The sequence below is a fragment of the Achromobacter sp. EB05 genome, from assembly GCF_044232075.1.
GTDB classification, from domain to species: domain Bacteria; phylum Pseudomonadota; class Gammaproteobacteria; order Burkholderiales; family Burkholderiaceae_B; genus Achromobacter; species Achromobacter dolens.
The window spans coordinates 4,291,796-4,315,725 of record NZ_CP155917.1 but is presented as its reverse complement, the minus strand read 5'-3'; the positions used below and the strand labels follow the sequence as shown (position 1 = coordinate 4,315,725).

The following is a 23,930-nucleotide window of genomic DNA, read 5'->3' as shown; positions in this document are numbered from 1 at the left end:
AGGAATCCCGATATGTCCCGAACCGTACGCTTCGTTCCTTTTTCCCTGGCGCTGCTTGCCGCCGCGGCCACGCCCTGGGCGAGCCAGGCGCAGTCGAACGCGCCGCTGACGGGCGGCGCCATGAGCGGCGTGGCGCAGGCTTCTCCCGTGCCGCCGGCCGCGCCCGCCGCCGCGCCCGCGGCGCAGATGCCGGCGCGGCCGGTGGTGCAGCAGGTGCAGACGCCGATGCCGCAGGCGGCCGCGCAGCCGGCGCCGCAACCCGCGGCCGAGGCGCCGGAAGCGTTCGGCGACATCACCCGCGGCCTGCTGGCCGCGCAGGCCGACGGCCGCCGCGCCGGCGCCGCGCTGCCGGTGCTGGGCGCCGCGTCCACCGCCGCCTGGAACCGCTACGTCGACAGCTTCACCCGGCCGATTCCCGAGTGGTTCACCAAGCGGGTGCAGACCAACAACACGAACTAGCGCCTGTTCACACGACAAGGAGCCTCGGGCCTGTCTCGCCGAGCCACGGAGCCACGATCATGCCAGCCACTCATTCTCGTTCTGCGTTCTGCCCGCGGCAGCGCGGCAGCATGACGGTGGCCATCGTTTTCGTGGTCATCGTCGGTCTGGTGCTGCTGGGCGTGGCCCAACTGGGCTATGCCTATTACATGAAGCGCGAAATGCAGAAGGCCTCGGACCTGGCGGCGCTGTCGGCGGTGCAGGTGCTGGGCATGGGCGCGCCCGCGGACTGCGCCCGGGCGCAGGCGGCGGGGCGGGCCGCGGTGCTGGCCAACGTGCCCAACATCTTCGACAGCTTCTCGGCGGCCGACGTCACCGTCGAATGCAAGGTGTGGGACACCAGCCGCGCCGACGCCAGCGGCATGTACGTGTTCGATCCCGCCAGCGGCCAGGCGCCGAACGCGCTGCGCATCACCGTCAACAAGACCCTCACCAGCCTGATCCCCAGCTTCTCCGGCAGCACGGCGGGCGGCGCGCAGGTCCAGGTGATCTCGGTGGCCACCAGCACCCAGCCGGTGGCCGTGTTCACCGTCGGCTCGCGCCTGCTGCGCCTGCAGAAGGGCGGCCTGCTGTCGCAGTTGCTGGCCACCGTGGGCGCCACGCCGGCGCAGCTCGACATCCTGGACGCGGCCGGCCTGGCCACCGTCAACATCACGCCGTCGGGCCTGCTGGAGGCGCTGGGCCTGCCGGTGTCGGTGGCCACCGGCGTGGGCACGCCGGCGCAACTGGCCGCGCTCAACAACCTGACGCTGGGCCAGTTGCTGCAGGCCACGCTGACCGTGATGAACAAGGCCGGCGATACCGCCGGCGCCAGCCTCGGGCTGCTGTCCAACGCCATCAACGTGGTGCTGAACGTGATGCCGGTGAACCTGCCGGTCAAGCTGTTCGGCGACGGCGGCGTCCTGGACCTGAACGTGGTGGGCGGCGACATCAACTCGGCGCTGCAGGCCAACATCAACGCGCTCAATGTGCTGGAGACCGCGCTGGTCATCGCCAACGGCCAGAACCTGGTCAACCTGGGCCTGAACGTGCCGCTGCTCGGCGTGCAATCGCAGGTGCGCATCGTCGAGCCGCCCACCATCGGCGTGGGCGGGGTGGGCACGCAGGCCACCAGCGCCGGCATCCGCGTCTACCTGCGCGCCAACACCAGCAACATCCCGCTGGTGGGCCCGCTGCTGGCCAACACGCTCGGCACCAAGATCGACCTGCCTGTCATCATCGACGTGGCGCAATCGACCGGCACGGTCTCCAAGCTGTGCCAGGCGCCGCTCACCGAGTCGCAGGCCACGATCGACGTGACCTCGTCGGTCGCCAATATCTGCCTGGGGCGCTTTCCGGGCATGTCGTCGGCCGTCGACAACGTGCAGGCCAATTTCCTGTCCATCACCAATAGCTGCCAGCCCAGCTCGTTCGCATCGATCCAGCGCTACCAGGTCCTGAACGTGCTGGGCATCCTGCCGCTGACCAGCAAGGTCACGCTGCCGATCTTCAACTCGACCGCGCCCGTGTCGGTCACGCTGACCGAGCCGCCGTCGCCCAATTCCACCGCCACCGTCAATGCCACCTCGGTCAATCTTGGCGCGCTGGCCTCGAACCTGGCCGACGCCGTGGTCGGCGGCATCCTGGGCGACCTGGTCGGCACCGGCACGCCGCTGACGCCGGAACAGCGTTTGTCGCTGGCCACCACGCTGGTGGGCGGCGGCGGCAGCAATCCGGGCAAATCGATTTCGCAGGTGGTCAACGACATGCAGTGGTCCTCCACCGCGCTCAACCAGCTCGGCCAGCGCATGACCAACGGCGGCCTGACCGGGGTGCTGGGCGGCACGCTGCAGTTGGTGGGCAACCTCCTCAATTCCTTGCTGCTGGCGCCGCTGAGCGACGTGACCTGCCTGCTGGCGATCACGCCGGACGGGATCCGCCAGTGCCGCGTCAACGCGGTCTCCTCGCTGGCGCTGAGCGGCGGCAACCAGGTGGGCGGCGTGCTGTCCATCGTGGTGACGCTGCTGCAGCCGCTGCTCGGCATGCTGTCGACCCTGCTGCAGCAATTGCTGGACATGCTTGGCCTGAGTGTCGGCCAGACCGATGTATCGCTGCTGTCGGTGGACTGCGGCAAGCCCCGCCTGGTGTATTGATGATGAAGCCCATGATTTCCGCCCCTTCGTGGCCGGCCCGGTGGTCGCCATGACCCAGAAATTCTCGCGCGAAGAGTTCGACGTCTACGTCTGGGAGGGCACGTCCGACATCGCCAGCCGGGCCGAGCGCTGCCTGGCCGGCATGGATGTGTCGCTGGTGCGCGCCGACGCCGGCACCGCGTTTCCGCCGCCGCGCGACCCGTCGCGGCCCGCGGTGGCGCTGGTGTCGGTCTCGGTCATGGGCGACAACCGCTTCAGCGGCTATGACTGGTTGTCGGTGCAGGCCATGCCGGTCATCTGGGTGGCGTCCGAGGCCCGTGGCCGCGATCCGCGTTATTACCCGCCGGAATACTCCTATACGCTGCCGCTGGCCTTCACCACCGCGGATCTGCGCAAGTTGCTGTTCGAACTGCTGGGCACCCTCGACCAGTTCAATCGCGCCGCGCCGCGGCGCGAGCAGCCGCTGATCGCCGTGTCGGAGCCGATGCGGGCGCTGCTGGCCGAGGCCGACATGTTCGCCGACTGCCGCAGCAATGTGCTGATCCACGGCGAGACCGGCGTCGGCAAGGAGCGCATTGCGCGCCTGCTGCACGACCACGCCGCCTGGTCGGACGGGCCGTTCGTCGCGGTCAACTGCGGCGCCATTCCCGAAGGGCTGTTCGAGGCGCACTTCTTTGGCCACGCCAAGGGCGCCTTCACCGGCGCGGTAGGCGCGCACAAGGGCTATTTCGAGCAGGCCAGCGGCGGCACGTTGTTCCTGGATGAGATCGGCGACCTGCCGCTGTACCAGCAGGTCAAGCTGCTGCGCGTGCTGGAGCAGAGCGCCGTGACGCGGCTGGGCTCCACCGTGGAGGTGCCGGTCGATTTCCGGCTGGTGGCCGCGACCAACAAGGACCTGCGTGTGCTGGTGGGCCAGGACGAGTTCCGCGCCGACCTGTATTACCGGCTGGCGGTGATCGAGCTGCGCATTCCCAACCTGGAGCAGCGCGGCCCCGAGGAAAAGGTGGCGATCTTCCGCGCCTTGCTCGAACGGCTGGGCGCCGAGGGCGAGCCGCCCGCCTGGCTGCTGGAACGCGTGGCGCGCGCGCGATACGCCGGCAACGTGCGCGAGCTTTCCAACGTGGCCGAGCGCGTGGCGATCGTGCGGCGTCAGTTCCAGGCCTGGGACCAGGCCCGCATCGAGCGCATTTTCGATCAGTTGGCCGAGCCGCTGGGCGGGCCGGCGGCCTTGGCGACGGCGGGCGCCAATACCCAGTGCGAGCCGCCGGTATTCACCGACGCCGAACGCGCCGAGCGCGCCCGCATCCTGGCCGCGCTCGACGTCAACGGCTGGCGCCGCCAGGACACCGCCAATACCTTGGGTATCAGCCGCAAGGTGCTGTGGGAGAAGATGCGCAAGCTGCATCTGGGCGGCGGCCAGGGCGAAACCGCCGATGGCATTGTCGAGGCGTCGTGAGCGCAATAGGGAATGTCCCTGGGCGCGCGACACTATCGCCGCGTGTTATTCACGCGCGTCAGCTTCAACCGGAATAAATTGCTATAGTTCCGCAACGATTTTTTTGGGGAAGGCATGAACGTCCACTTTATCCGTGCCGCCGCTCGCATGGCGCTGTTGGGTACGGCCCTGTCCGGTCTGGCCGCGTGCGCCAGCGCGCAATCCGAGCCCCCGCGCCCGACGGTGCAGCAGGTCGAGGACAAGCAAGCCGCCTCCACCCCGGTCACCCCGCCCGCGCCAGCGCCCGCCGCGCGCCCGTCCTCGACGGTGGCCGAGCTGCAGGCATTGATCCAGAACCGCCAGGTTTCCGAACTGCGTACGACCTACAACGGCACGTACGGCGCCAGCCTGCTCTTCAAGCCGGACGATCTGACGTACTACGTGGCCCTGTTCCAGCAGAAGGACTTCTGGCGCGTGCTCAAGACCAAGTCGGACAAGCAGGCCGAGGCCACTTACCGCGCCTTCGCGGCCCAGTCGGCCGACCTGGCCGAAGTGGATATCAAGCGCATCAAGCTGCAGGCCGAATACACCCACGCCGAAAAGCTGCTGGCCAGCCGCAGCGCCGAGCTGAGCACGCTGCAGGCCGACCGCACCCTGCGCATGCAGCAGGAAGAGCAGGTCGCCGCGCGCCAGGAACAGTCGCGCCAGGAAGCCACCGCGCTCGCCGACCAGCAGAAGGACGTGCGCCAGCAACTGCGCGACCTGCAACGCCAGATCGACGCCTTGCAGGCGCAGCAGGCGCAGATCGGCCAGGCGCCCGCCACGCCCAGGCGCGGCAAGTAAGCGCCTCGCACGCCAGCAAGCGGGCCCCCGGGCCCGCTTTTCATTGGGCGGGGCCCGGCCGCTGCCGGTGTGTGGCGCAAATGCCGCCAAACCGCCCGGAATCGGCCGAAAACCCCGTTCGCGGTCCGGTATCCAGGAGTGCGCGCGCGCTTTCTTGTATTCTGGATGCCAGCCCCCATATTTCCATCATGGCTCTCAAAGTTTTCGACCTCCAGTGCGAGCACGGCCACATCTTCGAAGGCTGGTTCGGTTCGCACGAAGACTACGACGCGCAGCAGGCGCGTGGACTGGTGTCGTGCCCGGTCTGCGGCTCGGCCAGCATCACCAAGCGCCTGTCGGCGCCGCGCCTGAACGTGGCGCACCTGCACGCGCCCGCGGCGCAGCCGGCGGCGCCGGCCGGCGCCACCGACGCCGAGAAGATGTCGGCGCTGCAGGCGGTGGTGATGCGCCAGGTGCGCGCGCTGCTGCGCAATACCGAAAACGTCGGCGCGCGCTTCGCCGAGGAAGCGCGCCGTATCCACGAGGGCGACGCGGACGAGCGCCCCATCCGCGGCACCGCCACGCGCGAAGAGCGCGAGGCCCTGGCCGAGGATGGCATCGACGTCATGGCCGTGCCCGACTTCCTCGACGACGAACGCCTGCAATAGCCGCGTTCGCCGCCGCGGCGGCTTTCACGGCCGCGCAAGGCAAAAAAAAGCGCCAGACCCCGAAGGGCTGGCGCTTTTTCTTGCCTGTCGCCGGATCAGTTGTTGACGCGGCTGCGGTATTCGTTGGTGCGCGTGTCGATTTCGATCTTGTCGCCGATGGCGCAGAACAGCGGCACGTTCAGTTCGTAGCCGGTGTTGATCTTGGCGGGCTTGGTCACCTTGCCCGACGTGTCGCCACGGACGGCCGGTTCGGTGTAGGTGATTTCGCGCACGATGGTCGTGGGCAGTTCCACCGAGATGGCGCGGCCGTCGTAGAAGACCACTTCCACGGGCATCGCTTCTTCCAGGTAGTTCAGGGCGTCGCCCATGCTTTCGGCTTCGATTTCGTACTGGTTGTACTCTTCGTCCATGAAGACGTACATCGGGTCGCCGAAGTAGGAGTACGTGCACTCCTTGCGATCCAGTTGGACGACTTCGAACTTTTCGTCGGCCTTGTAGACCGATTCGCTGGCCGAGGCGGTCAAGAGGTTCTTGAACTTCAACTTGACGACGGCGGCGTTACGGCCGGACTTGTTGTATTCGGCCTTCTGGACCACGAGGGGATCCTTGCCGACCATGACCACGTTGCCGACTCGCAATTCCTGAGCGGTTTTCATCGATAAAACTCCGGGGGGAAAGGGTGCACTCGCCGTGCTTGCAGAAAGCCGCGGCGGGTGAGGGCGCCAGGCAACGGGCCAGGCCCGCCATCTTGATCTCAACGCCATCTCAAGCCCGCGGGCCCGAAAAGGCCCGCTCGCTCGACTTTCATGCACACCCCGGGAGGCGTCATAGTTGAGGCGCCGAAAAACCCGGGCGACTCAGAAAACTCTCTATTCTAGCGTTTCTTGGCCAACTCTGCGCAAAAATCGGCCAGATTTTCCGCCAGGTCGGGGCGGGCGGCCTGCGCCGCGTCCCAGTCGCGCGCCGCCTGCGTCCAGGCCCGCCAGGCGGCCGGCGCGAGGGCGGCGCCGATCGCATCCGCCGCCGCGCCGGCCTCGGGCAGGTTCCAGGCGCGGATGGCGGCGGCCGCGGTTTCCGGGGCCGGATAGCGCGCGAGCCAGGCATCCAGCTTTTCCAGGTGCACGTTCTCTTCCTGGGGGTAGATCTGCCAGACCAGCGGACGCGCCGCCCAGGCCGCGCGCACGAACGAATCCTCGCCGCGCACCAGATTCAGGTCGGCGCACCATAGCACGCGGTCGAAGTCGGGTTGCGCCACGAACGGCAGGCGCGCCACCGCCGGGCCGCCGGGCCGCGCGCAGGCCGCTTCCAGCCCGGGAGCGACGCCTTCCGGCGCCAGCAGCAGGGCGGGGCGGGCATCGGCCGCCAGCGCCTGCGCCAGGCCGTCGATTGGCGCGCTGGGGTAGCAAAACAGGGACACGGTGCGGGCGCCGTCGCGCCGTTGCGACACGAGAGGCTCGGCCACGCCCAGTCCCCGCAGGAACGCCGCCTGGGCTTCGGCATCGGCCTGGAAGGCGTCGCGCTCGGCCGTCAGGCCCGGTTCGCGCAGCAGGCCGCCGGTGGCCGGCGTGAATCCCGGGAAGAAGAAATGCTTGACCAGCCCGTCGGGGCGCTGCGACGGCAGGCCGTGGCAGCTTTCCACCCAGGCCTCGGCGCTCAGGTATTCCAGGTTGATCCAGGCGGGATGACGCTGGCGCATGCTGGCCAGGAAGGCCTCGGGAGGATCGCAGGCGAAGGCCTCGATCACCACGTCGCGGGCGGCCAGCGTCGGATCCGGCGTGTCGGTCCAGCGCACGATATCGATGTCCTGGAACGCCTGGCGCGCGGCAGTGGCATCGATGCCGGGCTGGATGCGCGCGAAGCTGGCCAGGTCGTCCACCCACAGGCGCACCTCCCAGCCGCGGCCATGCGCCAGTCGCCGCGCCAGGCGCCAGCAGACGCCGATGTCGCCGTAGTTGTCGACCACGCGGCAGAAGATGTCCGCTTGCATCGACGCGCTCAGTGGAACTTGGCGGGCGCCGCCTCGGCGTCTTCGGGCAATTCGGCGTGCACCAGTTCGCCCAGGGGATTGGGGAAGTAGGGCGCGCCGCAGTCCTCGCAATATTCCGGCGGCAGCACGCCGGGAATGCGGCGCACGTCGCTCACGCCGTATTCCTTGAGCAGCGCCGCGATCTCGTCGACCACGTCGGGCTGGCCCTCGTCGGCCGGCAGGTCTTCCTCGCGGCCGTACAGCGGCCAGACGCAGCCGTAGTAGACGTCGTTGCTGTTGCGCGCGGTGAAGCTGACGCGGTATTCGTCGACCCGGTTTTCGCCGCAGCCGGCCACCACGGCGCGCAGTTGCGAGGCCTCGAGATTGACCGCGCCCTCGAGCCAACTGATGGCGGCGCGCAGCGACAGCGGGCGCACGCGGCGGTCGGCCTCGCGGTTGCTGACGTAGTAGGCGTCGGGCAGCAGGGCTTCGAAACCGCAGCCCGGCAGCAGGCCGGCCAGCGTCGGCTGGGCCTGCGCGGCCCATTGCGCCAGGCAGGCGTCGCGGCTGGCCTCGGCCTCGCCGATCTGCTCCTGCCAGCGGAACACGGGCGCGAACTCGGGCACCGCCACGGCCGCCACGATGTAGCGCGTGTCGGCCAGCATGTTGGCGGTTTCGGCCTCGGCATTGAGCGCGGGCTTGGTGGTCTCGGCGCCGAGCGCCTGCGAGCCCAGCCGTTGCAGCCATTGCCAGGTCTCGGAGAAGGTGCGTGGCATCTGGTCCACGCTTACCAGCACCGGCATCAGCGCGCTGCGGGCCTGGCTCGACAGCACGTGGCCATGCAGTTGCGCCAGCAGGGCCTGCTGGGCGCTGGCCGGCACGGGGCCCGTGGGGATGGCGTAGCGGGTCCAGGCCACGATGGGCGCGACGATCAGCAGGATGTCGTAGCGCACGCCGTTCTTCTCGATCTTCATCGACTCGGACAGCGTTTCGGCCTGCTCGATCAGGACCTCATAGGCGCCCACGTCGCCCTGGGCGAGGTGGTCCAGCGCGGCTTCCAGCGGGGCATCCTGGCCTGCCTTGAGCAGCTTTGGAATCGCTTCGCCAAGCTGATTCTCCCAGTACACGTCTTCGACGCGGCTGCCCGAGCGGTTGAGCGACTGGGCAAGCGTGATGAGGCGGGTGGCGTCACGGGTCAAGCGGGGAGCGGATTGGCTGCGGGATCGGGCCATAACTTCGGAGGACGTCCAGTAAGTGTGTAACGACGTAGTTTAACGCCCGCCACGGCGGTGGTCGCGGCGACGCCCGGGCGCCCGCGAATCGGGCAGCACAAGGGCGCCGACGGTCACCGGACTGGACCCGGCCTTCCGCCTGGGATTGGTGCGGGTCTGGCAACAGATCGTGCCTGTTTAGGGGATTTATTGCTGATTGGAATCGACCGACAATGGACCCATCATCAAGCTTTCCTGGAGTCATCGCCATGCGCTGGCCTACGCTTTTCGTTTCCCACGGTTCCCCCATGCTGGCCGTCGAACCCGGTTCGACCGGCCCCGCGCTGGCCGCCTGGAGCCAGTCCCTGGGCCGCAAGCCGCGCGCCATTTTGGTGGTGTCGCCGCACTGGATGGGCCACGGCCTGGCCCTGTCCACCCGCGACCAGCAGGTGGCCTGGCACGATTTCGGCGGCTTTCCGCCCGAACTCTACACGCTGCAATACGCCGCGCCCGGCTCGCCCGAGCTGGCGGCGCGCACGCAGGCCCTGCTGGCCGAGGCCGGCATCGCCGCCGACCGCGATCCGCGCCGGCCGCTGGACCATGGCGCCTGGGTGCCGCTGCGCTACCTCTATCCCGAGGTCGACGTGCCGGTGGTGCAACTGTCGCTGGACATGGGCCGCGACGCCGCCGGCCAGTTGGAACTGGGCCGCGCCCTGGCGCCGCTGCGCGACGAGGACGTGCTGATCATCGGCTCGGGGTCGCTGACGCACAACCTGCGCGACGTGCGCATGCCGCAGGACGCGCCGCCGGCGCCTTACGTGCCGGCGTTCCAGGCGTGGTATGCCGAACACCTGGCCGCCAACGACGTGCCGGCGCTGCTCGACTGGCAGGCGCGCGCGCCCGGCGCGGCGCAGGCCCATCCGCACGACGACCACCTGATGCCGCTCTACGTGGCGCTGGGCGCGGGCGGCGGCCAGGCCACACGCCTGACCGACGAGATCTCGTACGGCGCGCTGGCGATGGACGCCTATGCATTCAACTGAGGCCTGTTGACGCCCCTCACCGCCGCCAACGTTTGGTTACCCCATGCGGTACCAAACCCCGCTGCGTCTATGCATAATGGCAGCCGCCCGCAATGCGGGCGTTTTCCTGTTCTGGACGCATGCCGGAGCCATCCGGCCGGGAGTGTAGAGATCGTGAATGCGCATATCGTGAAAGCCGCGAGTCTGGCCATCGTCGCCGCCACGCTGACGGCGGCTTCGTCCGCCTGGGCCGAGGACGTTGAGGGCTCCCGCGACCATCCCGCCCTGACGCGTTTCGAGGGCGCCGAGATCCGTGCCTACGAATTCAAGGACTACGACGAAGCCGTGATGCCCAACCAGCCCATCACCCGCGAAAGCGAGGCCAGGGGCCTGACGCTGGAAGGCAAGCTGACGCGCATCGCCTATCGCATCGATGGCAAGAAGTCGGCGCTGGAGGTCTATCGCAACTATCAAGGCGCGCTGCAGGCCGGCGGCTTCAAGACGCTGTTCGAATGCAAGGGCGACGAGCAGTGCGGCGGCGACTTCCAGTCGTTCGTCCTGAACAGCGGCAAGGTCAGCCAGCCGGGGCAGGGCGACGCGGCGTTCGGCGGCAAGTACTACGCGGTGCTGGCCAAGAAAGAGGCGCCCACCGGCGACATCTACGTGTTCCTGGATGTGATGGACGACACCTCCAACAACATCACGCCGGTGTTCCAGCAGGTGATCGAGACCAAGCCCATGCAGACCGGCCAGGTCAAGGTGCTGGACATGGCCGCCATGCAGAAGTCGCTGGCCGAATCGGGCCGCGTCGCGGTCTACGGCGTCTACTTCGATACCGACAAGGCCGAGGTCAAGCCCGAGTCCAAGGCCGCGCTCGACGAGATGGGCAAGCTGCTCAACGCCAACCCGAAGCTGAAGGTCTACGTGGTCGGCCACACCGACAACCAGGGCACGCTGGCCGGCAACCTGGACCTGTCGCAAAAGCGCGCCGACGCCGTGGTCAAGGCGCTGGAAGCGGGCTACAAGATCCCGGCCGCGCGCCTGTCGGCGCGGGGCGTGGCGTCGCTGGCGCCGGTGGCGGCCAACGACGCCGAGGCCGGCCGCGCCAAGAACCGCCGGGTCGAACTGGTCGCGCAATGATGGGGTGAGCCTGCCACGCGCCGCGATGGCAGGCGGCGCGCGGCCCTGAAAAAAAAGCCCCTGGAACCTCGGTTCCAGGGGCTTTGCCTTTGCGGCCCGCGCGTTACGCGGCCAGCAACTGGCGCAGCACGAAGGGCAGGATGCCGCCGTGCTGGTAGTAGTCGACCTCGATCGGGGTGTCGATGCGCAGCAGCAGCGTCACGTCCTGCTTCGAACCATCCTTGCGGGTGATCGTCAGCGTTACGTCCTGCATCGGCTTGATGCCGTTCTCCAGGCCCGAGATGTCGTAGGTTTCCTCGCCGGTGATGCCCAGCGACTGCACGCTGTCGTTGCCCTTGAACTGCAGCGGCAGCACGCCCATGCCCACCAGGTTGCTGCGGTGGATGCGCTCGAAGCTGCGCGTGATGACGGCCTTGACGCCCAGCAACTGGGTGCCCTTGGCGGCCCAGTCGCGCGACGAGCCGGTGCCGTACTCTTCGCCGCCGAACACCACGGTGGGCGTGCCGGCCGCCACGTACTTCATGGCCGCGTCGTAGATCGACATCTGTTCGCCGGTGGGCTGGAACAGGGTTTCGCCGCCTTCGAAGCGGCTGCCGTCCGGGCGCGCCGGGATCATCAGGTTCTTGATGCGCACGTTGGCGAAGGTGCCGCGCATCATGATTTCATGGTTGCCGCGGCGCGAGCCGTAGCTGTTGAAATCGGCCTTCATCACGCCGTGTTCCTTGAGCCACTTGCCCGCGGGCGAGCTTTCCTTGATGGAGCCGGCCGGCGAGATGTGGTCGGTGGTGACCGAGTCGCCGAACACGCCCAGCGCGCGGGCGTTCTTGACGGTCGGCATCGCGCCCGGCGTCATGCCGAAGCCTTCGAAGAACGGCGGCTCGGCGATGTAGGTGGAGTCGGGCCAGTTGTAGGTCTCGCCCGTGACGCCCTTGATGTTCTCCCACAGCTTGCCGGGGTTGCTCTTGACCTGGCCATAGTTGGCCTCGAAGGCCTTGGGGTCCAGCGCGTACTTGAGCAGCGCCTCGACTTCCTCGGTGGTCGGCCAGATGTCGCCCAGCCAGATATCGCCGTTCTTGCCGCGGCCGACCGGTTCGGTCATCAGGTCGCGCGTCACGGTGCCGGCCAGGGCGTAGGCCACCACCAGCGGCGGCGAGGCCAGGAAGTTGGCCTTGATGTTCGGGTGGATGCGCGCCTCGAAGTTGCGGTTGCCGGACAGCACCGCCGAGCACACCAGGTCATTGCTGGTGATGACTTCGTTCAGGTCGGGCGTCAGGTCGCCGGCGTTGCCGATGCAGGTGGTGCAGCCGTAGGCGGCCACGTCGAAGCCCAGCTTCTCCAGGTAGGGCAGCAGGCCGGTCTTGGTCAGGTATTCGGTGACCACGCGCGATCCGGGGGCCAGCGAGGTCTTGATGTGCTTGGGCACCTTCAGGCCGGCTTCGACGGCCTTCTTGGCCAGCAGGCCCGCCGCCAGCAGCACGCTGGGGTTGGAGGTGTTGGTGCAGGAGGTGATGGCGGCGATCAGGATGTCGCCGTTCTTGACCTTGGTGCCGGTGCTGGTGGTGAAGATCTGCTGCAGCTTCTCGGCCGGCTGGTTGAAGCCGTTCTCGGCGACCGGCTTGGAGAACAGGTCGATGAAGGTGCTCTTGACGTTGCCGATCTCGATGCGGTCCTGGGGGCGCTTGGGGCCGGCCAGCGACGGCGCCACGGTGGACAGGTCCAGCGTCAACAGCTTGGTGTAGTTGATGTCCTGGGCGGCGGGCACGCCGAACATGTCCTGGGCCTTGAAGTAGGCCTCGAACGCGGCGATTTCGTCTTCGGTGCGGCCGGTGCCGCGGAAGTAATCGATGGTGCGGCCGTCGACCGGGAAGAAGCCCATGGTGGCGCCATACTCGGGCGCCATGTTGCCGATGGTGGCGCGTTCGGCCACGGACAGGCTGGCCGTGCCCTCGCCACAGAACTCGACGAACTTGCCGACCACTTTTTCACGGCGCAGCATTTCGGTGATGGTCAGCACCAGGTCGGTGGCGGTGACGCCGCCGCGCAGCTTGCCCTTGAGTTCCACGCCGACCACGTCGGGCGTCAGGAAGTACACCGGCTGACCCAGCATGCCGGCCTCGGCCTCGATGCCGCCCACGCCCCAGCCGACCACGCCGATGCCGTTGATCATGGTGGTGTGGCTGTCGGTGCCCACCAGCGAATCGGGGTAGTAGATATTGTTCTTCTTGTCCTGGTGCACGCCGCGCGCCAGGTATTCCAGGTTGACCTGGTGGACGATGCCGAAGCCCGGGGGCACCACGCCGAAGGTGTCGAAGGCCTGCATGCCCCACTTCATGAACTGGTAGCGCTCCTGGTTGCGCTTGAATTCCAGCTTCATGTTCAGGTCCAGCGCATTCTTGGTGCCGAAGTAGTCGATCATGACCGAGTGGTCCACCACCAGGTCCACCGGCACCAGCGGTTCGATGCTCTTGGGGCTCTTGCCCATCTTGTCGGCCACCGAGCGCATGGCGGCGATGTCCGCCAGCAGCGGCACGCCGGTGAAGTCCTGCAGCACCACGCGCGCCACCACGAACGGGATTTCATCCTCGCGCTTGGCGTTGGCCTGCCAGTTGGCGAGCTGGCGCACGTGTTCCTCGGTCACCTTCTTGCCATCGCAATTGCGCAGCACGGATTCCAGCACGATGCGGATGGAGACCGGCAGCCGCTGCACATCCACGCCCAGCGCCTTGCCCAGCGCCGGCAGCGAATAGTACTGACAGGACTTGTTGCCGATCTTGAAATTCTTGAGTGTGTCGAGGGTGTTGTGCGGCATGATGGACTCCGTGGTTTTGCCCGCGTAAAGCCGGCATTTTCAGGCGTTTCGACGCGTTTGTCATTCCGGGCGACAGCGGCGCGGGTTCGGTCTGTGTCTTATATCTTATATAAGACTTGAAGGGCGCGTCAAAGTTCCCGCCCGCGCCGGCCTGCGGGTTGCGCGGCGGTCGCGCAAACCCCTACTGTGCGGCAGCCGCGTCGTCCCTGCAAGTCCCCTTTTTTTAACAAAGAAGTCCTACAAGCGCATGGCGGCGGGAGGCGGGGTCGTGCCGCGCGGCACGCCGCCGGTCGAGGCGGACAAGCTGCGCGAGGCAGTGGCCGCGGTGATGCGCCAGGCGGATTTCCGCGACCGCTTCCAGGCGCAAGGCCTGGTGATCCAGGCGCCGCGCCTCAGGCCAGCAAGGCCGGCATTTCCGCCGCGGCGAAATCCAGGAAACGCCGCAGGGCCAGCGGCGCGCCGCGGCGGGCGGGCATGACCGCGTAGATGCGCGCCGGGTCAGCGCGCCAGGCGGGCAGCAGTTGCGCCAGGTCGCCCCTGGCCAGGGAGCCGGCGCAGAGATAGTGGGGCAGCAGCGCCACGCCCAGGCCGGCGCGCGCCATCTCGCGCAGCGCCGCGAGGTTGCTGCTGAGGCAGCGGGGGCGGAATTCGATCGACTCGGCTTCGCCCGCGGGGCCGGTGAAATGCCAGCTTTGCGGGCTGTCCTGGGTGGCGTGGGCCAGCAGCGGCAACGCGCTCAGTTCGCGCGGATGGCGCGGCGCGGCCCGGGCCATCTCCGGAGCCGCCACCAGGATCAGCGGCACCGGCGCCAGTTCGCGCGCCACCAGCCTCGAATCCGTGAGCGAGGCGCCCTGGGCGCGGAAGGCCAGGTCATAGCCTTCGCCCACCAGGTCGATGATCTGGTCGCGGGTGTCCAGCAATACCCGCACGCCGGGGTGCTTCAGGCAGAAGCGCGACACCAATTCGCCCAGCAGGGACACGGCCAGGGCGGAGGGGGCGGTCATGCGCAGCAGGCCGCTGGGCGTGTCGCCCATCGCCGCCGCCAGGTCGAAGGCGCTGCGGGCCTCGCGCGCCATCGCCAGCGCATGCACGTAGATCTGCTCGCCCATGGGCGTGAGCGAGACGCGGCGGGTGTTGCGTTGCAGCAACCGCAGGCCCAGCCGCGTCTCCAGCTCGGCCACGCGCCGGCTGAGTTTGGAACGCTGCATATTGAGCACGCGGGCGGCGGCGGAGAAACCGCCTTTTTCCACTACCTCGGTGAAAAGCAGCAGGTCGTCGAGATGATGGATATAGGAATGCATGGGCCAGGTTGGGGAATTGTCCTGTAACGCAGGACAATTATTCCTGAAATTAGCGTCTACTGTGCCGGACGCGGAACCCATAAGCTCTGCGCCACCCAAAAATCCAGGCAGCAGCTCCTTGACCATCCGCCTCAGTCCGCCCGTGGCCAAGCCGTTCGAGCCCGCGGGCGACGCCTGTTCGTTCCGGCAATTCCGCCAACCCGATTTTCCGCGCGGCATGTCGCCGCTGGTGCTGGCGGAGCATTTCGTCATGACCGGCCCCAGCTTCGCGCCGCACCCCCACGCCGGCATGTCGGCCGTGACGCTATTGCTGGAAGACAGCCGCGGCGCCCTGCGCAGCCGCGACAGCATGGACAACGACCATGAGATCCGGGCCGGCGACCTGCATTGGACCGTGGCCGGACGCGGCGTGATCCACGATCAGCAGCCCGTGGGAGAGTCGCGCCTGAACGGGGTGCGGTTGTACGTCAACCTGCCGCAGCGGCTCAAGTCGCTGCCGCCCGAGGCCTCGTTGCTGCGCGCCTGGGAGATGCCGGTCCTGCAGGGCGACGCCGGCCGCGTGCGGGTGGTGTCGGGCCGCTACGATGGCTGGGAAGCGCCGCTGGCCACCCCCGAGCCGTTGTTGATCCTGGATGGCTGGCTGCGCCCGGGGGCGTCGCGGCTGGTGACGCTGCCGGCCGGCTGGAACGCCTGGCTATACGCGGTCCACGGCGAACTGGGAGTGCGGGCCCGCCACCAGATCACGGCGCCGGCGCGCCCGCCGGCGGATCTCGGGACGCGCCCGATGGCGCCGTTCCGGCCGCGCGGCCGGGGGGCGGTGGCGGACAGGCGCGTCCCCGATCCCGATTTCGCCATCCTGCCGCCGGGGGCGGCGCTGACGGCCACGGCGGATCGCGATGGGCTGCTGCAACTGCTGGCGGCCGGAGCGCCGGTTCATTTCCTCCTGGTGGCGGGGCGGGCCATCGACGAGCCCGTGATCCAGCGCGGGCCGTTCGTCATGGCGGACGCGCGGGCCCTGGGGCGGACCATGGCGGCCTACGAAGCCGGGGAATTCGGCCGACTGCGCGACCCGGCGGACCTGCCGGGTTGACGAGCCCCGCGGGCTGGGCGCAAGCCGGCGTCGCGGACAACCATCGGAAACTAATCGTTGTAAGCGAGCAACAAAGCTGTCGTCCATATTAAGGGACGCAATGAGAATGATTTCGTTTTATATAGAATCGACCCCGCACGATCTCAATCTCCCTTGGTGAACGGGCTCCACAAGACCGGCATGGCCGGCTTTGCGGCAGTTCGAATGGCAAGCCGTTACCCCGCGTGACCCTCATCGGGATTGTTGCGATCCCTGCTTCCTGCGAAGCGCCCGCCTACCGATTCCCGATATGAAAATACGAACTCTTGCGTGCGTGGTTGCGGCCCTGCCGTACACCGCCCTCCATGCCCAATCCGCCGCGCCCGCCGCCGACGGCTCCGTCGTCTCGATGGAGGCAATCAAGGTCGAGGCCAGCGCCGACGCTTCGGCCGGCGGCCTGGCCCAGCCCTACGCGGGCGGCCAGGTGGCCCGCGGCGGCCGCGTCGGCGTGCTGGGCACGCAGGACATCATGAGCACGCCGTTCAGCATCACCAGCTACACCAACGAGCTGATCCAGGACAAGCAGGCGCGCAGCGTCGGCGACGTGCTGCAGAACGATCCGGGCGTGCGCGTGGCGCGCGGCTTCGGCAATTTCCAGGAGTCGTACTTCATCCGCGGCTTCATCCTCAGTTCGGATGACGTGGCCTACAACGGCCTGTACAGCCTGCTGCCGCGCCAGTACATCGCCACCGAACTGTTCGAGCGCGTCGAAGTGCTGCGCGGCGCGTCGGCCTTCCTGACGGGGGCGGCGCCCAGCGGCGGCGGCATCGGCGGCGTCATCAACCTGGTGCCCAAGCGCGCGCCCAACGAGCCGCTCACCCGCTTCACCACCGGCGTGTCCAGCGGCGGCCAGTTCTCCGTGTCGACCGACATCGCGCGCCGTTTCGGGCCGGACGACAGCACCGGTATCCGCCTGAACGTCGCCAACCGCAGCGGCGACACCGGCATCGATGACGAACATTCCCGCACCAGCCTGGTGTCGTTGGGCCTGGACTGGCGCTCGGCCGACACGCGGTTGTCGGCGGATATCGGCTGGCAGGAGAACAAGCTCAAGCGCGCGCGGCCGAACATTAGTGTTGTGGGCCTGAAGGACCATGTGCCCGATGCGCCTGATGCCAGTTCCAATTACGCGCAGCCGTGGTCGTACTCCAATGAACGCGATGTCTTCGGGACGATTCGCGCAGAGCACGATTTCAGCGACAAGCTTACCGGCTGGGCCGCCTTTGGTATGCGCCGTAGCGATGAGGCGAATTCGCTGGGCAACATCAATCTGACCAATGCCTATTCGGGCGCCAGCAATTTCTATCGCTTTGACAACACCCGCAAGGACAACGTCAATACGGGTGAGTTGGGGCTGCGTGCCAAGGTTCGGACGGGACCCGTGGGGCATGAATTCGTGGTGTCGGCGTCCTTCTTCGACTTGAAAACGAAGAATGCCTACATCATGGATGCAGGGAACAAGTTTCCGACCAATATCTACGATCCACAGTCATATGACAAACCGGCTTTCAGCGCGGGAGCGTCGCGGGGCAATGATATTGACGATCCTGCTCTTCAGGCGCGTACGCGGCTCAGCAGCTATGCACTCGGCGACACGTTGTCATTCCTGGACGACAAGGTGCTGCTGACGCTGGGCATTCGCCACCAGCGCCTGTCCTCGCGCAGCTATGCCTACAACACCGGCAAGGAGCAGGGCTCCTACGACGCCAGCCACAACTCGCCGGCCGCCGGCATTGTCTTCAAGGTGGCGCCGAGCGTGTCGTTGTATGCCAACTACATCGAAGCCCTGGTGGCCGGCGGTACCGCTCCGCTTAGGGCAAATGACAAGCCCGTGCCCAACGGCGGCGAGAGCCTGCAGCCTTACGTTTCCAAGCAAAAGGAAATCGGCGTCAAGTACGACGGCGGCGGCCTGGGCGCGGGCCTGGCGCTGTTCTCCACCGACAAGCCGCGCGCGGCCTATGACGCGTCCAATCGGTTCACCGCCTCCGGCAAGGACCGCCACCAGGGCATCGAGCTGACCGTGTTCGGCGAGCCGATCGACCGCGTGCGCGTGCTGGGCGGCCTGACCTTCCTGGACGCCAAGCAGCGTTCCACCGGCAACAGCGCCATCGACGGCAACCGCGTCATCGGCGTGCCGCGCTTCCAGGCCAACCTGGGCGCGGAATGGGACATCCCCGGCGTGCAGGGCCTGGCCGTGGACGGCCGCGTGGTCTACACCGGCGCCTCCTATGCGGACGACGCCAACACCCTCAAGGTGCCCGGCTGGACCCGCTTCGACGCCGGCCTGCGCTACATGATGGACGTGGACGGCCACGTGGTGACGCTGCGCGCCCGCGTCGAGAATATCGCCAACCGCAACTACTGGTCGTCGGTGGGCGGCTACCCGGGCAACGGTTACCTGGTGCTGGGCGGCCCGCGCACCTTCTCGCTGAGCGCCAGCATGGACTTCTGAGCGCGGATGCCCGCCGCCAGGCGGGCGCCGCGCAGGCCAGGAAAGGCAACGTCCCGGCGGTCTAGGTCATCAACCAGCCGCCCGCCACGTCCAGCACCTGCCCGGTCACGAACCGCGCCTGGTCCGAGGCGAAGAACAGGCAGGCGTCGGCCACTTCCTCGGGCGTGCCGAGCCGGCGCAGCGCGGTGACCTCGGCCACGGCGTCGTTGATCTCCTTGGGCACGCTTTTCAGCAGCGGCGTGCTGATGCGCCCCGGAGCCAGGCCGTTGACGGTGACGTCGTGCTCGCCCAGTTCCGCGGCCCAGTGGCGCGTCAGGCCCAGCAGCGCCGCCTTGGTGGCGGCGTAGTGCGCGGCGACGATGTCGCAATAGGCCTTGCCCGCCACCGACGACATGTTGATCACGCGTCCCTGGCGCTGGCGCACCATGTGCGGCGTGGCCAGGTGGGTCATGTAGAACACGCTGTTCAGGTTGACCGCCACCACCTTGTCCCATTCACCCGGCGTCATCTCCCACACCTTCAGCGCGCGGCCGTCGGTCTTGGGCGAGATGCCGACGTTGTTGACCAGGATGGTGGCGGGGCCGAGGTCGCGGGTGATGCGGTCATACGCAGCCTGGCACTGGTCGAAGTGCGAGACGTCGGCGTGCACGAAGGTCACGGCATGGCCGCGCTTTTTCAGTTCCTTCTCATAGGCCTGGCCGCCCTGCGAATTGAAGTCGATCAGCCCGACCTTGCCGCCTTCGGCCAGGAAGCCCTCGACGATGGCCGAACCGATGCCGCCGACGGCGCCGGTGACGATGATGACCTGATCCTGGAAGCGCGCGCTCATGCCCGCACCTTCAACATGATCTTGCCGATGTGCCGGCTGCTTTCCATCAGCGCGTGGGCCTGGGCCGCTTCCTCCAGCGGGAACACCTGGTCGATCAGCGGCAGGCAACGCCCCTGTTCCATCAGCGGCAGCACCTTGTCGGCCAGCGCCTGGGCGATGGCGCCCTTGTCGTCGTCCGAACGCGGCCGCAGGGTGGAGCCGGTGAACGACAGCCGGCGGGTCATGATGGGCAGGGCGTCGATCTCGGCCTTGCTGCCTTCCAGGAAGGCGATCTGCACCAGCCGGCCATTCACCGCCAGCAGGCGGATGTTCTTGTTGATGTAGGCGCCGCCGACCATGTCGAGGATCACGTCCACGCCCTGGCCGCCGGTGGCCTGGCGGACCTCCGCCTCGAAGTCGGTGTCGCGGTAGATCAGCGCGTGCTGCGCGCCGGCCTTCAGGCAGGCCTCGGCCTTTTCCTGGTTGCCCACCGTGGTCCAGACCTCGGCGCCGAAGGCGCGCGCCAGCTGGATCGCGGTCAGGCCGATGCCGCTGGAGCCGCCGTGCACCAGGAACTTCTCGCCGGCCGCGAGGCGGGCGCGCTCGAACACGTTGGTCCAGACGGTGAAATAGTTTTCCGGGATGGCGGCGGCGGACAGCAGGTCCAGGCCGCGCGGCACCGGTAGGCAGTGACGCTCATCGGCCAGGCAGTACTGCGCGTAGCCGCCGCCGGGCGTCAGCGCGCAGACCCGGTCGCCAACCTGCCAGCGCGTGGCGTCGGGACCGACGGCGACGATGGTGCCCGCGACCTCCAGTCCCAGGTAGGGCGAGGCGCCGGGCGGCGGCGGATACGAGCCCGAGCGTTGCAGCACGTCGGGGCGGTTGACGCCGGCGTAGGCCACCTCGATCAGCACCTGGCGGCCGGCGGGCGCGGCCATCTCGCGTTCGGCCAGGCGCAGGCAATCGGGCGCGCCGCCGGTGCCGTGGTCGATGAATGTGCAGCGTAGAGACATGAATGCGGTCCTTCGGATTTCAGTGGCCCAGATAGGCCTTCTTGACATGGGGATCGGCCAGCAGCTCGGCGCCGGTGCCCGTGCGCACGATGGCGCCGTTCTCCAGCACGTAGCCGCGGTCGGCCAGGCGCAGCGTGCGGAACACGTTCTGCTCCACCAGCAGCACCGTGACGCCGTGGGACGTGACGTCGCGGATGATGTCGAACATCTGCTGCACCAGCAGCGGCGACAGGCCCAGCGAGGGCTCGTCGAACACTAGCAGCTTGGGATCGGCCATCATGCCGCGCGCGATCGCCACCATCTGCTGCTCGCCGCCGGACAGCGAGCCGGCGTACTGCCCCAGGCGCTCGCGCACCCGCGGGAAGATCCGCAGCACTTCCTCCAGCTTGCGCTGCACGATGGGGCGGGCGGCGCGCTTGTACGAGCCCATCAGCAGGTTGTCGCGCACCGTGAAGTGCGGGAACAACTGGCGGCCTTCGGGAATCATGGTGATCCCGGCGTCGACGATGTCGTAGGGCGTGCGGTTGGTCAGGTCGCGGCCCTCGAACTCGACCCGGCCGGCGGTGGCGGGAACCACGCCGCACAGCGTCTTCAGGGTGGTGGTCTTGCCGGCGCCGTTGGCGCCGATCAGCGTCACGATCTCGCCGGCATTGACCTCGAAGTTCAGGCCGTTGAGCACCTGGCTCTTGCCGTAGCCCGACGACAGATCCGAAACCTTAAGCATCCTGGTACTCCTTGCCCAAATAGGCCTCGATGACGGCGGGGTTCTCGACCACGTCCTTGGGGGCGCCGCTCACCAGCACCGCGCCTTCGTTCAGCACGATGATGCGGTCAGACAGCGCCATGGTGGCCTGCATCATGTGCTCGATCAGCAGCACCGACACGCCCGAATCGCGGATGCGGCGGATCATCTTGATCGACTTCTCGATGTCGGTGGGGTTCAGCCCCGCCATTACCTCGTCCAGCAGCAGGATGCGCGGCCGGATCGCCAGCGCGCGGGCGATCTCCAGCCGCTTCATGCCGCCTACCGTCAGGCTGCGGGCCTCGGTGTTCAGGTACTTGAGCAGGTCGGTTTCCTCGGCCACCTTGAGCGCGATCTGCTCGGCCTCCTCGCGGTCGGCGGTGCGGATGAAGGCGCCCAGCATGATGTTCTCCAATACCGTCAGGCCGGTGAACGGCTTGGCGATCTGGAAGGTGCGGCCCAGGCCCTGGTGCGCGAACTCGTCCGGCGTGCTGCACGAGACCCAGTTGCCCTTGGCGTCGACCATGGACACCGCGCCCTTGTCGGGCGACAGGAAGCCGGACAGCAGGTTGAACACCGTGGTCTTGCCGGCGCCGTTGGGGCCGATCATGCCCAGGATCTCGTACTGGTTCAGCGTCAGCGAGACATCGTTGGTGGCGCGCAGGCCGCCGAAGCTCTTGAACAGGTTCTCGGCCTTGAGCACCGGCTGCTCGCGCCGCGCCGCGTCGGTCGGACGGGCCGGTTCGACCAGTTGGCGCCGGGCGCGCGGCGTGCCCAGGTAGGGTAGGCGCGCCAGGGCGCGCTCGATGGCCGGACCGAAGGCGCCGGCCAGGCCGCGCGGGATGGTCAGCACCACCGCCACCAGGATCAGGCCGTAGATCAGCCCGTGCATGCCGTTGCCCACGCTGGACAGCCAGCCGCGCGCCAGCTCGGCGATTGGCAGCACCAGGAAGGTGCCGGCGATGGGGCCGGCCACCGTGCCCAGGCCGCCGATCAGCGCGAACATCGCCACCTGCACCGACAATTCCAGCGAGAAGGCCGAGCTGGGATCGACGAAGGTCAGGTAAGTGATGTGGAAGGTGCCGATCACGCTGGTCAGCATGGCCGACACCACCGCGGCGATGATCTTGACGCGCACCGTGTGGATGCCCACCGCCAGCGCCGCGTCCTCGCGCTCGCGGATGGCGATCAGGTAATGGCCGATGCGCGACTTGCGGATGTACCACGAGACCCAGGTCACCAGCAGGAACAGGCCGAAGGCGATGATCACGTAGTTGATCTTCTCGCGGAACACGATCCAGGCCCAGCCGATGTTCAGCGGCAGGCTGATGCCGCTGGAGCCGCCGGTCCAGCTTTCCTCGTGGATCACCAGCAGCCGCACCACTTCCAGGATGGCGATGGTGGCCAGCGCGAAGAACGGCCCGCGCAGCCGCAGCGTGGGATAGCTGATGATGATGGCCACGGCCGCCGAGATGGCCGCGCCCGCCAGCATGCCGAACCACGGCGAGATGCCGAAGTTCTGCGTCAGCAGGGTGGCGGTGTAGCCGCCGATGCCGTAGAACACCGCGTGGCCCAGCGACAACTGGCCGGCGTAGCCGCCGACGATGTTCCAGGCCACCGACAGCGCGGAAAAGACGAACAGCAGGACGAACAGGTTGGTCCAGAACGGCGTGCCCGTGACGACGGGCACGATGAACATGACGATCAGCAGAATCAGGCTGACGTAGGCTTTGGGGCTTCGAAAGTCGGGAAACACGTCTCGCTCCTTGTGGCTCTGATCACTCTGTGCCGACGCCGAACAGGCCGGTCGGACGCAGGACAAGGATCAAGAGGAAGATCCCGAAATAGACGACCTCTTTGAGGTCGGGGGCGATGTAGTAGCCGGCCAGCGTATCGACGATGCCGATGATCATGGACCCGGCCACCGCGCCGTACAGGCTGCCCAGGCCGCCCAGCACCACGATCACGAAGGCGGTCAGCACGAAGTACGTGCCTACTGTCGGGAACACCGGATACTGAGGCGCCAGGAGGCCCGCGGCGATGCCGACGAAGGCGGTGCCCAGGCCGAAGGCGATGGCGTAGACGTTGTTGACGTTCACCCCCATCAGCGTGGCGGCGTAGCGGTGCTGCGCCACCGCCCGCAGCGCGCGGCCCAGGTAGGTGCGGTGCATGAACAGGTGCAGCAGCACGGCCAGGCTCAGGCCGACCACGAAGGTCACCAACTGGCCGGTGACCATGGAGTAGTTGCCGACGTCCAGGGTGCTGGTGCCCAGTTGCACCGGGGCGCGGAACACGTTGGCGCCGAAGATCACCAGCGCCAGGTTCAGCAGGATGGTGGACACGCCCACCGTGGCGAAGATCTGGATGTGCTGGTCGGCGTTGAGCAGCGGCTGGATGATGCCCTTCTGCGTCAGCGCGCCCAGCGCGAACAGGATGACCGCCACCGGCACCAGGCCGATGTACGGGTGCACGCCGAACTGCGCCGCGATCAGGTAGACCGCGTACATGCCGATCATCAGGAATTCGCCATGCGCGAAGTTGACGACGCGGACCACGCCGAAGATCAGCGTCAGCCCCAGGCTGATGATGGTGTAGGCGCCGCCCAGCAACAGGCCGTTGATGACCAGTTGAATGAAGATATCCATGGTGCAACCTCTTGGAACGGGGCGCGTCCCGGCCGCGCGCCGTCGCCGGCGGGGCCGGGGCCGCGGGCCCCAGTGAAACGCCGGACGCCCCCGAGCGTCCGGTTTGCTGGCTTGCCGTGCCGGGCCTGCCCGATGGC

19 protein-coding genes are annotated in these 23,930 nt (G+C 67.8%); 9 read left to right on the top strand and 10 right to left on the bottom strand.

Going from position 1 to position 23,930, the window contains the following annotated elements:
• Positions 1-12: 12 nt before the first annotated feature.
• From AAID08_RS19545 to AAID08_RS19525, 5 genes are all read left to right on the top strand, one after another.
• Positions 13-459: a DUF3613 domain-containing protein gene (locus AAID08_RS19545; protein WP_054503023.1), complete on the top strand. Its 447-nt coding sequence runs from the start codon at positions 13-15 to the stop codon at positions 457-459.
• 59 nt (positions 460-518) lie between these two features.
• Positions 519-2,630 (top strand): pilus assembly protein TadG-related protein, encoded by a 2,112-nt coding sequence (locus tag AAID08_RS19540; protein ID WP_240317297.1) that lies wholly within the window; start codon positions 519-521, stop codon positions 2,628-2,630.
• A 49-nt stretch (positions 2,631-2,679) separates the two neighbouring features.
• On the top strand, positions 2,680-4,086 hold the full coding sequence (locus tag AAID08_RS19535) for a sigma 54-interacting transcriptional regulator (protein WP_054503291.1): 1,407 nt from the start codon (positions 2,680-2,682) through the stop codon (positions 4,084-4,086).
• A gap of 114 nt (positions 4,087-4,200) precedes the next feature.
• Positions 4,201-4,908 carry a DUF2968 domain-containing protein gene (locus tag AAID08_RS19530; protein WP_054503021.1) on the top strand — a complete coding sequence of 236 codons (708 nt, stop codon included), beginning with the start codon at positions 4,201-4,203 and terminating at the stop codon, positions 4,906-4,908.
• Positions 4,909-5,096: 188 nt separating this feature from the next.
• The gene (locus AAID08_RS19525) at positions 5,097-5,555 is read left to right on the top strand and encodes a DUF1178 family protein (protein ID WP_144654734.1); all 459 of its coding nucleotides are present in this window, start codon (positions 5,097-5,099) and stop codon (positions 5,553-5,555) included.
• A 95-nt stretch (positions 5,556-5,650) separates the two neighbouring features.
• On the opposite strand, the gene efp is transcribed toward AAID08_RS19525, so the two are convergent.
• The 3 genes from efp to AAID08_RS19510 all read right to left on the bottom strand — a co-directional run bounded on the left by efp (position 5,651) and on the right by AAID08_RS19510 (position 8,753).
• Entirely contained in the window at positions 5,651-6,211 is a 561-nt protein-coding gene (gene efp, locus AAID08_RS19520) for an elongation factor P (RefSeq protein ID WP_006220534.1), read from the bottom strand.
• Between the two features lie 218 nt (positions 6,212-6,429).
• Positions 6,430-7,542, bottom strand: coding sequence for an elongation factor P maturation arginine rhamnosyltransferase EarP (earP, locus tag AAID08_RS19515; protein ID WP_054503019.1), 1,113 nt, complete (start codon positions 7,540-7,542; stop codon positions 6,430-6,432).
• A gap of 8 nt (positions 7,543-7,550) precedes the next feature.
• The gene (locus AAID08_RS19510) at positions 7,551-8,753 is read right to left on the bottom strand and encodes a DUF2863 family protein (protein ID WP_054503018.1); all 1,203 of its coding nucleotides are present in this window, start codon (positions 8,751-8,753) and stop codon (positions 7,551-7,553) included.
• 248 nt (positions 8,754-9,001) lie between these two features.
• Between AAID08_RS19510 and AAID08_RS19505 the strand changes: the two genes are divergently transcribed.
• Together AAID08_RS19505 and AAID08_RS19500 are read left to right on the top strand one after the other, a co-directional pair.
• Complete coding sequence (locus AAID08_RS19505) at positions 9,002-9,775, top strand: class III extradiol ring-cleavage dioxygenase (RefSeq protein WP_081330473.1); 774 nt, start codon at positions 9,002-9,004, stop codon at positions 9,773-9,775.
• Positions 9,776-9,943: 168 nt separating this feature from the next.
• Positions 9,944-10,894, top strand: coding sequence for an OmpA family protein (locus AAID08_RS19500; RefSeq protein ID WP_231132912.1), 951 nt, complete (start codon positions 9,944-9,946; stop codon positions 10,892-10,894).
• Positions 10,895-10,997: 103 nt separating this feature from the next.
• On the opposite strand, the gene acnA is transcribed toward AAID08_RS19500, so the two are convergent.
• Both acnA and AAID08_RS19490 read right to left on the bottom strand, forming a co-directional pair.
• Entirely contained in the window at positions 10,998-13,703 is a 2,706-nt protein-coding gene (gene acnA, locus AAID08_RS19495) for an aconitate hydratase AcnA (RefSeq protein ID WP_064524307.1), read from the bottom strand.
• 392 nt (positions 13,704-14,095) lie between these two features.
• On the bottom strand, positions 14,096-15,004 hold the full coding sequence (locus AAID08_RS19490; RefSeq protein WP_116791868.1) for a LysR substrate-binding domain-containing protein: 909 nt from the start codon (positions 15,002-15,004) through the stop codon (positions 14,096-14,098).
• A gap of 118 nt (positions 15,005-15,122) precedes the next feature.
• On the opposite strand from AAID08_RS19490, the gene AAID08_RS19485 reads away from it, so the two are divergent.
• Complete coding sequence (locus tag AAID08_RS19485; RefSeq protein ID WP_175189392.1) at positions 15,123-16,094, top strand: pirin family protein; 972 nt, start codon at positions 15,123-15,125, stop codon at positions 16,092-16,094.
• 289 nt (positions 16,095-16,383) lie between these two features.
• Positions 16,384-18,585 (top strand): TonB-dependent siderophore receptor, encoded by a 2,202-nt coding sequence (locus tag AAID08_RS19480; protein WP_054503012.1) that lies wholly within the window; start codon positions 16,384-16,386, stop codon positions 18,583-18,585.
• A gap of 61 nt (positions 18,586-18,646) precedes the next feature.
• Here AAID08_RS19480 and AAID08_RS19475 read toward each other — a convergent pair whose 3' ends face one another.
• From AAID08_RS19475 to AAID08_RS19455, 5 genes are read right to left on the bottom strand one after another with little or no spacing between them, the layout of a single operon-like run.
• Positions 18,647-19,414 carry an SDR family NAD(P)-dependent oxidoreductase gene (locus AAID08_RS19475; RefSeq protein WP_049073021.1) on the bottom strand — a complete coding sequence of 256 codons (768 nt, stop codon included), beginning with the start codon at positions 19,412-19,414 and terminating at the stop codon, positions 18,647-18,649.
• Positions 19,411-20,406 (bottom strand): NAD(P)H-quinone oxidoreductase, encoded by a 996-nt coding sequence (locus AAID08_RS19470; protein ID WP_395756807.1) that lies wholly within the window; start codon positions 20,404-20,406, stop codon positions 19,411-19,413. Before AAID08_RS19470 ends, AAID08_RS19475 begins: the two co-directional genes overlap by 4 nt.
• A 19-nt stretch (positions 20,407-20,425) precedes the next feature.
• Positions 20,426-21,130, bottom strand: a complete 705-nt coding sequence (locus AAID08_RS19465; protein WP_049073023.1) for an ABC transporter ATP-binding protein — start codon at positions 21,128-21,130, stop codon at positions 20,426-20,428.
• On the bottom strand, positions 21,123-22,904 hold the full coding sequence (locus tag AAID08_RS19460) for an ATP-binding cassette domain-containing protein (RefSeq protein ID WP_144654738.1): 1,782 nt from the start codon (positions 22,902-22,904) through the stop codon (positions 21,123-21,125). The genes AAID08_RS19465 and AAID08_RS19460 overlap by 8 nt, the downstream gene beginning before the upstream one ends.
• A gap of 22 nt (positions 22,905-22,926) precedes the next feature.
• Positions 22,927-23,793, bottom strand: a complete 867-nt coding sequence (locus tag AAID08_RS19455) for a branched-chain amino acid ABC transporter permease (RefSeq protein ID WP_006387153.1) — start codon at positions 23,791-23,793, stop codon at positions 22,927-22,929.
• Positions 23,794-23,930 lie beyond the last annotated feature (137 nt).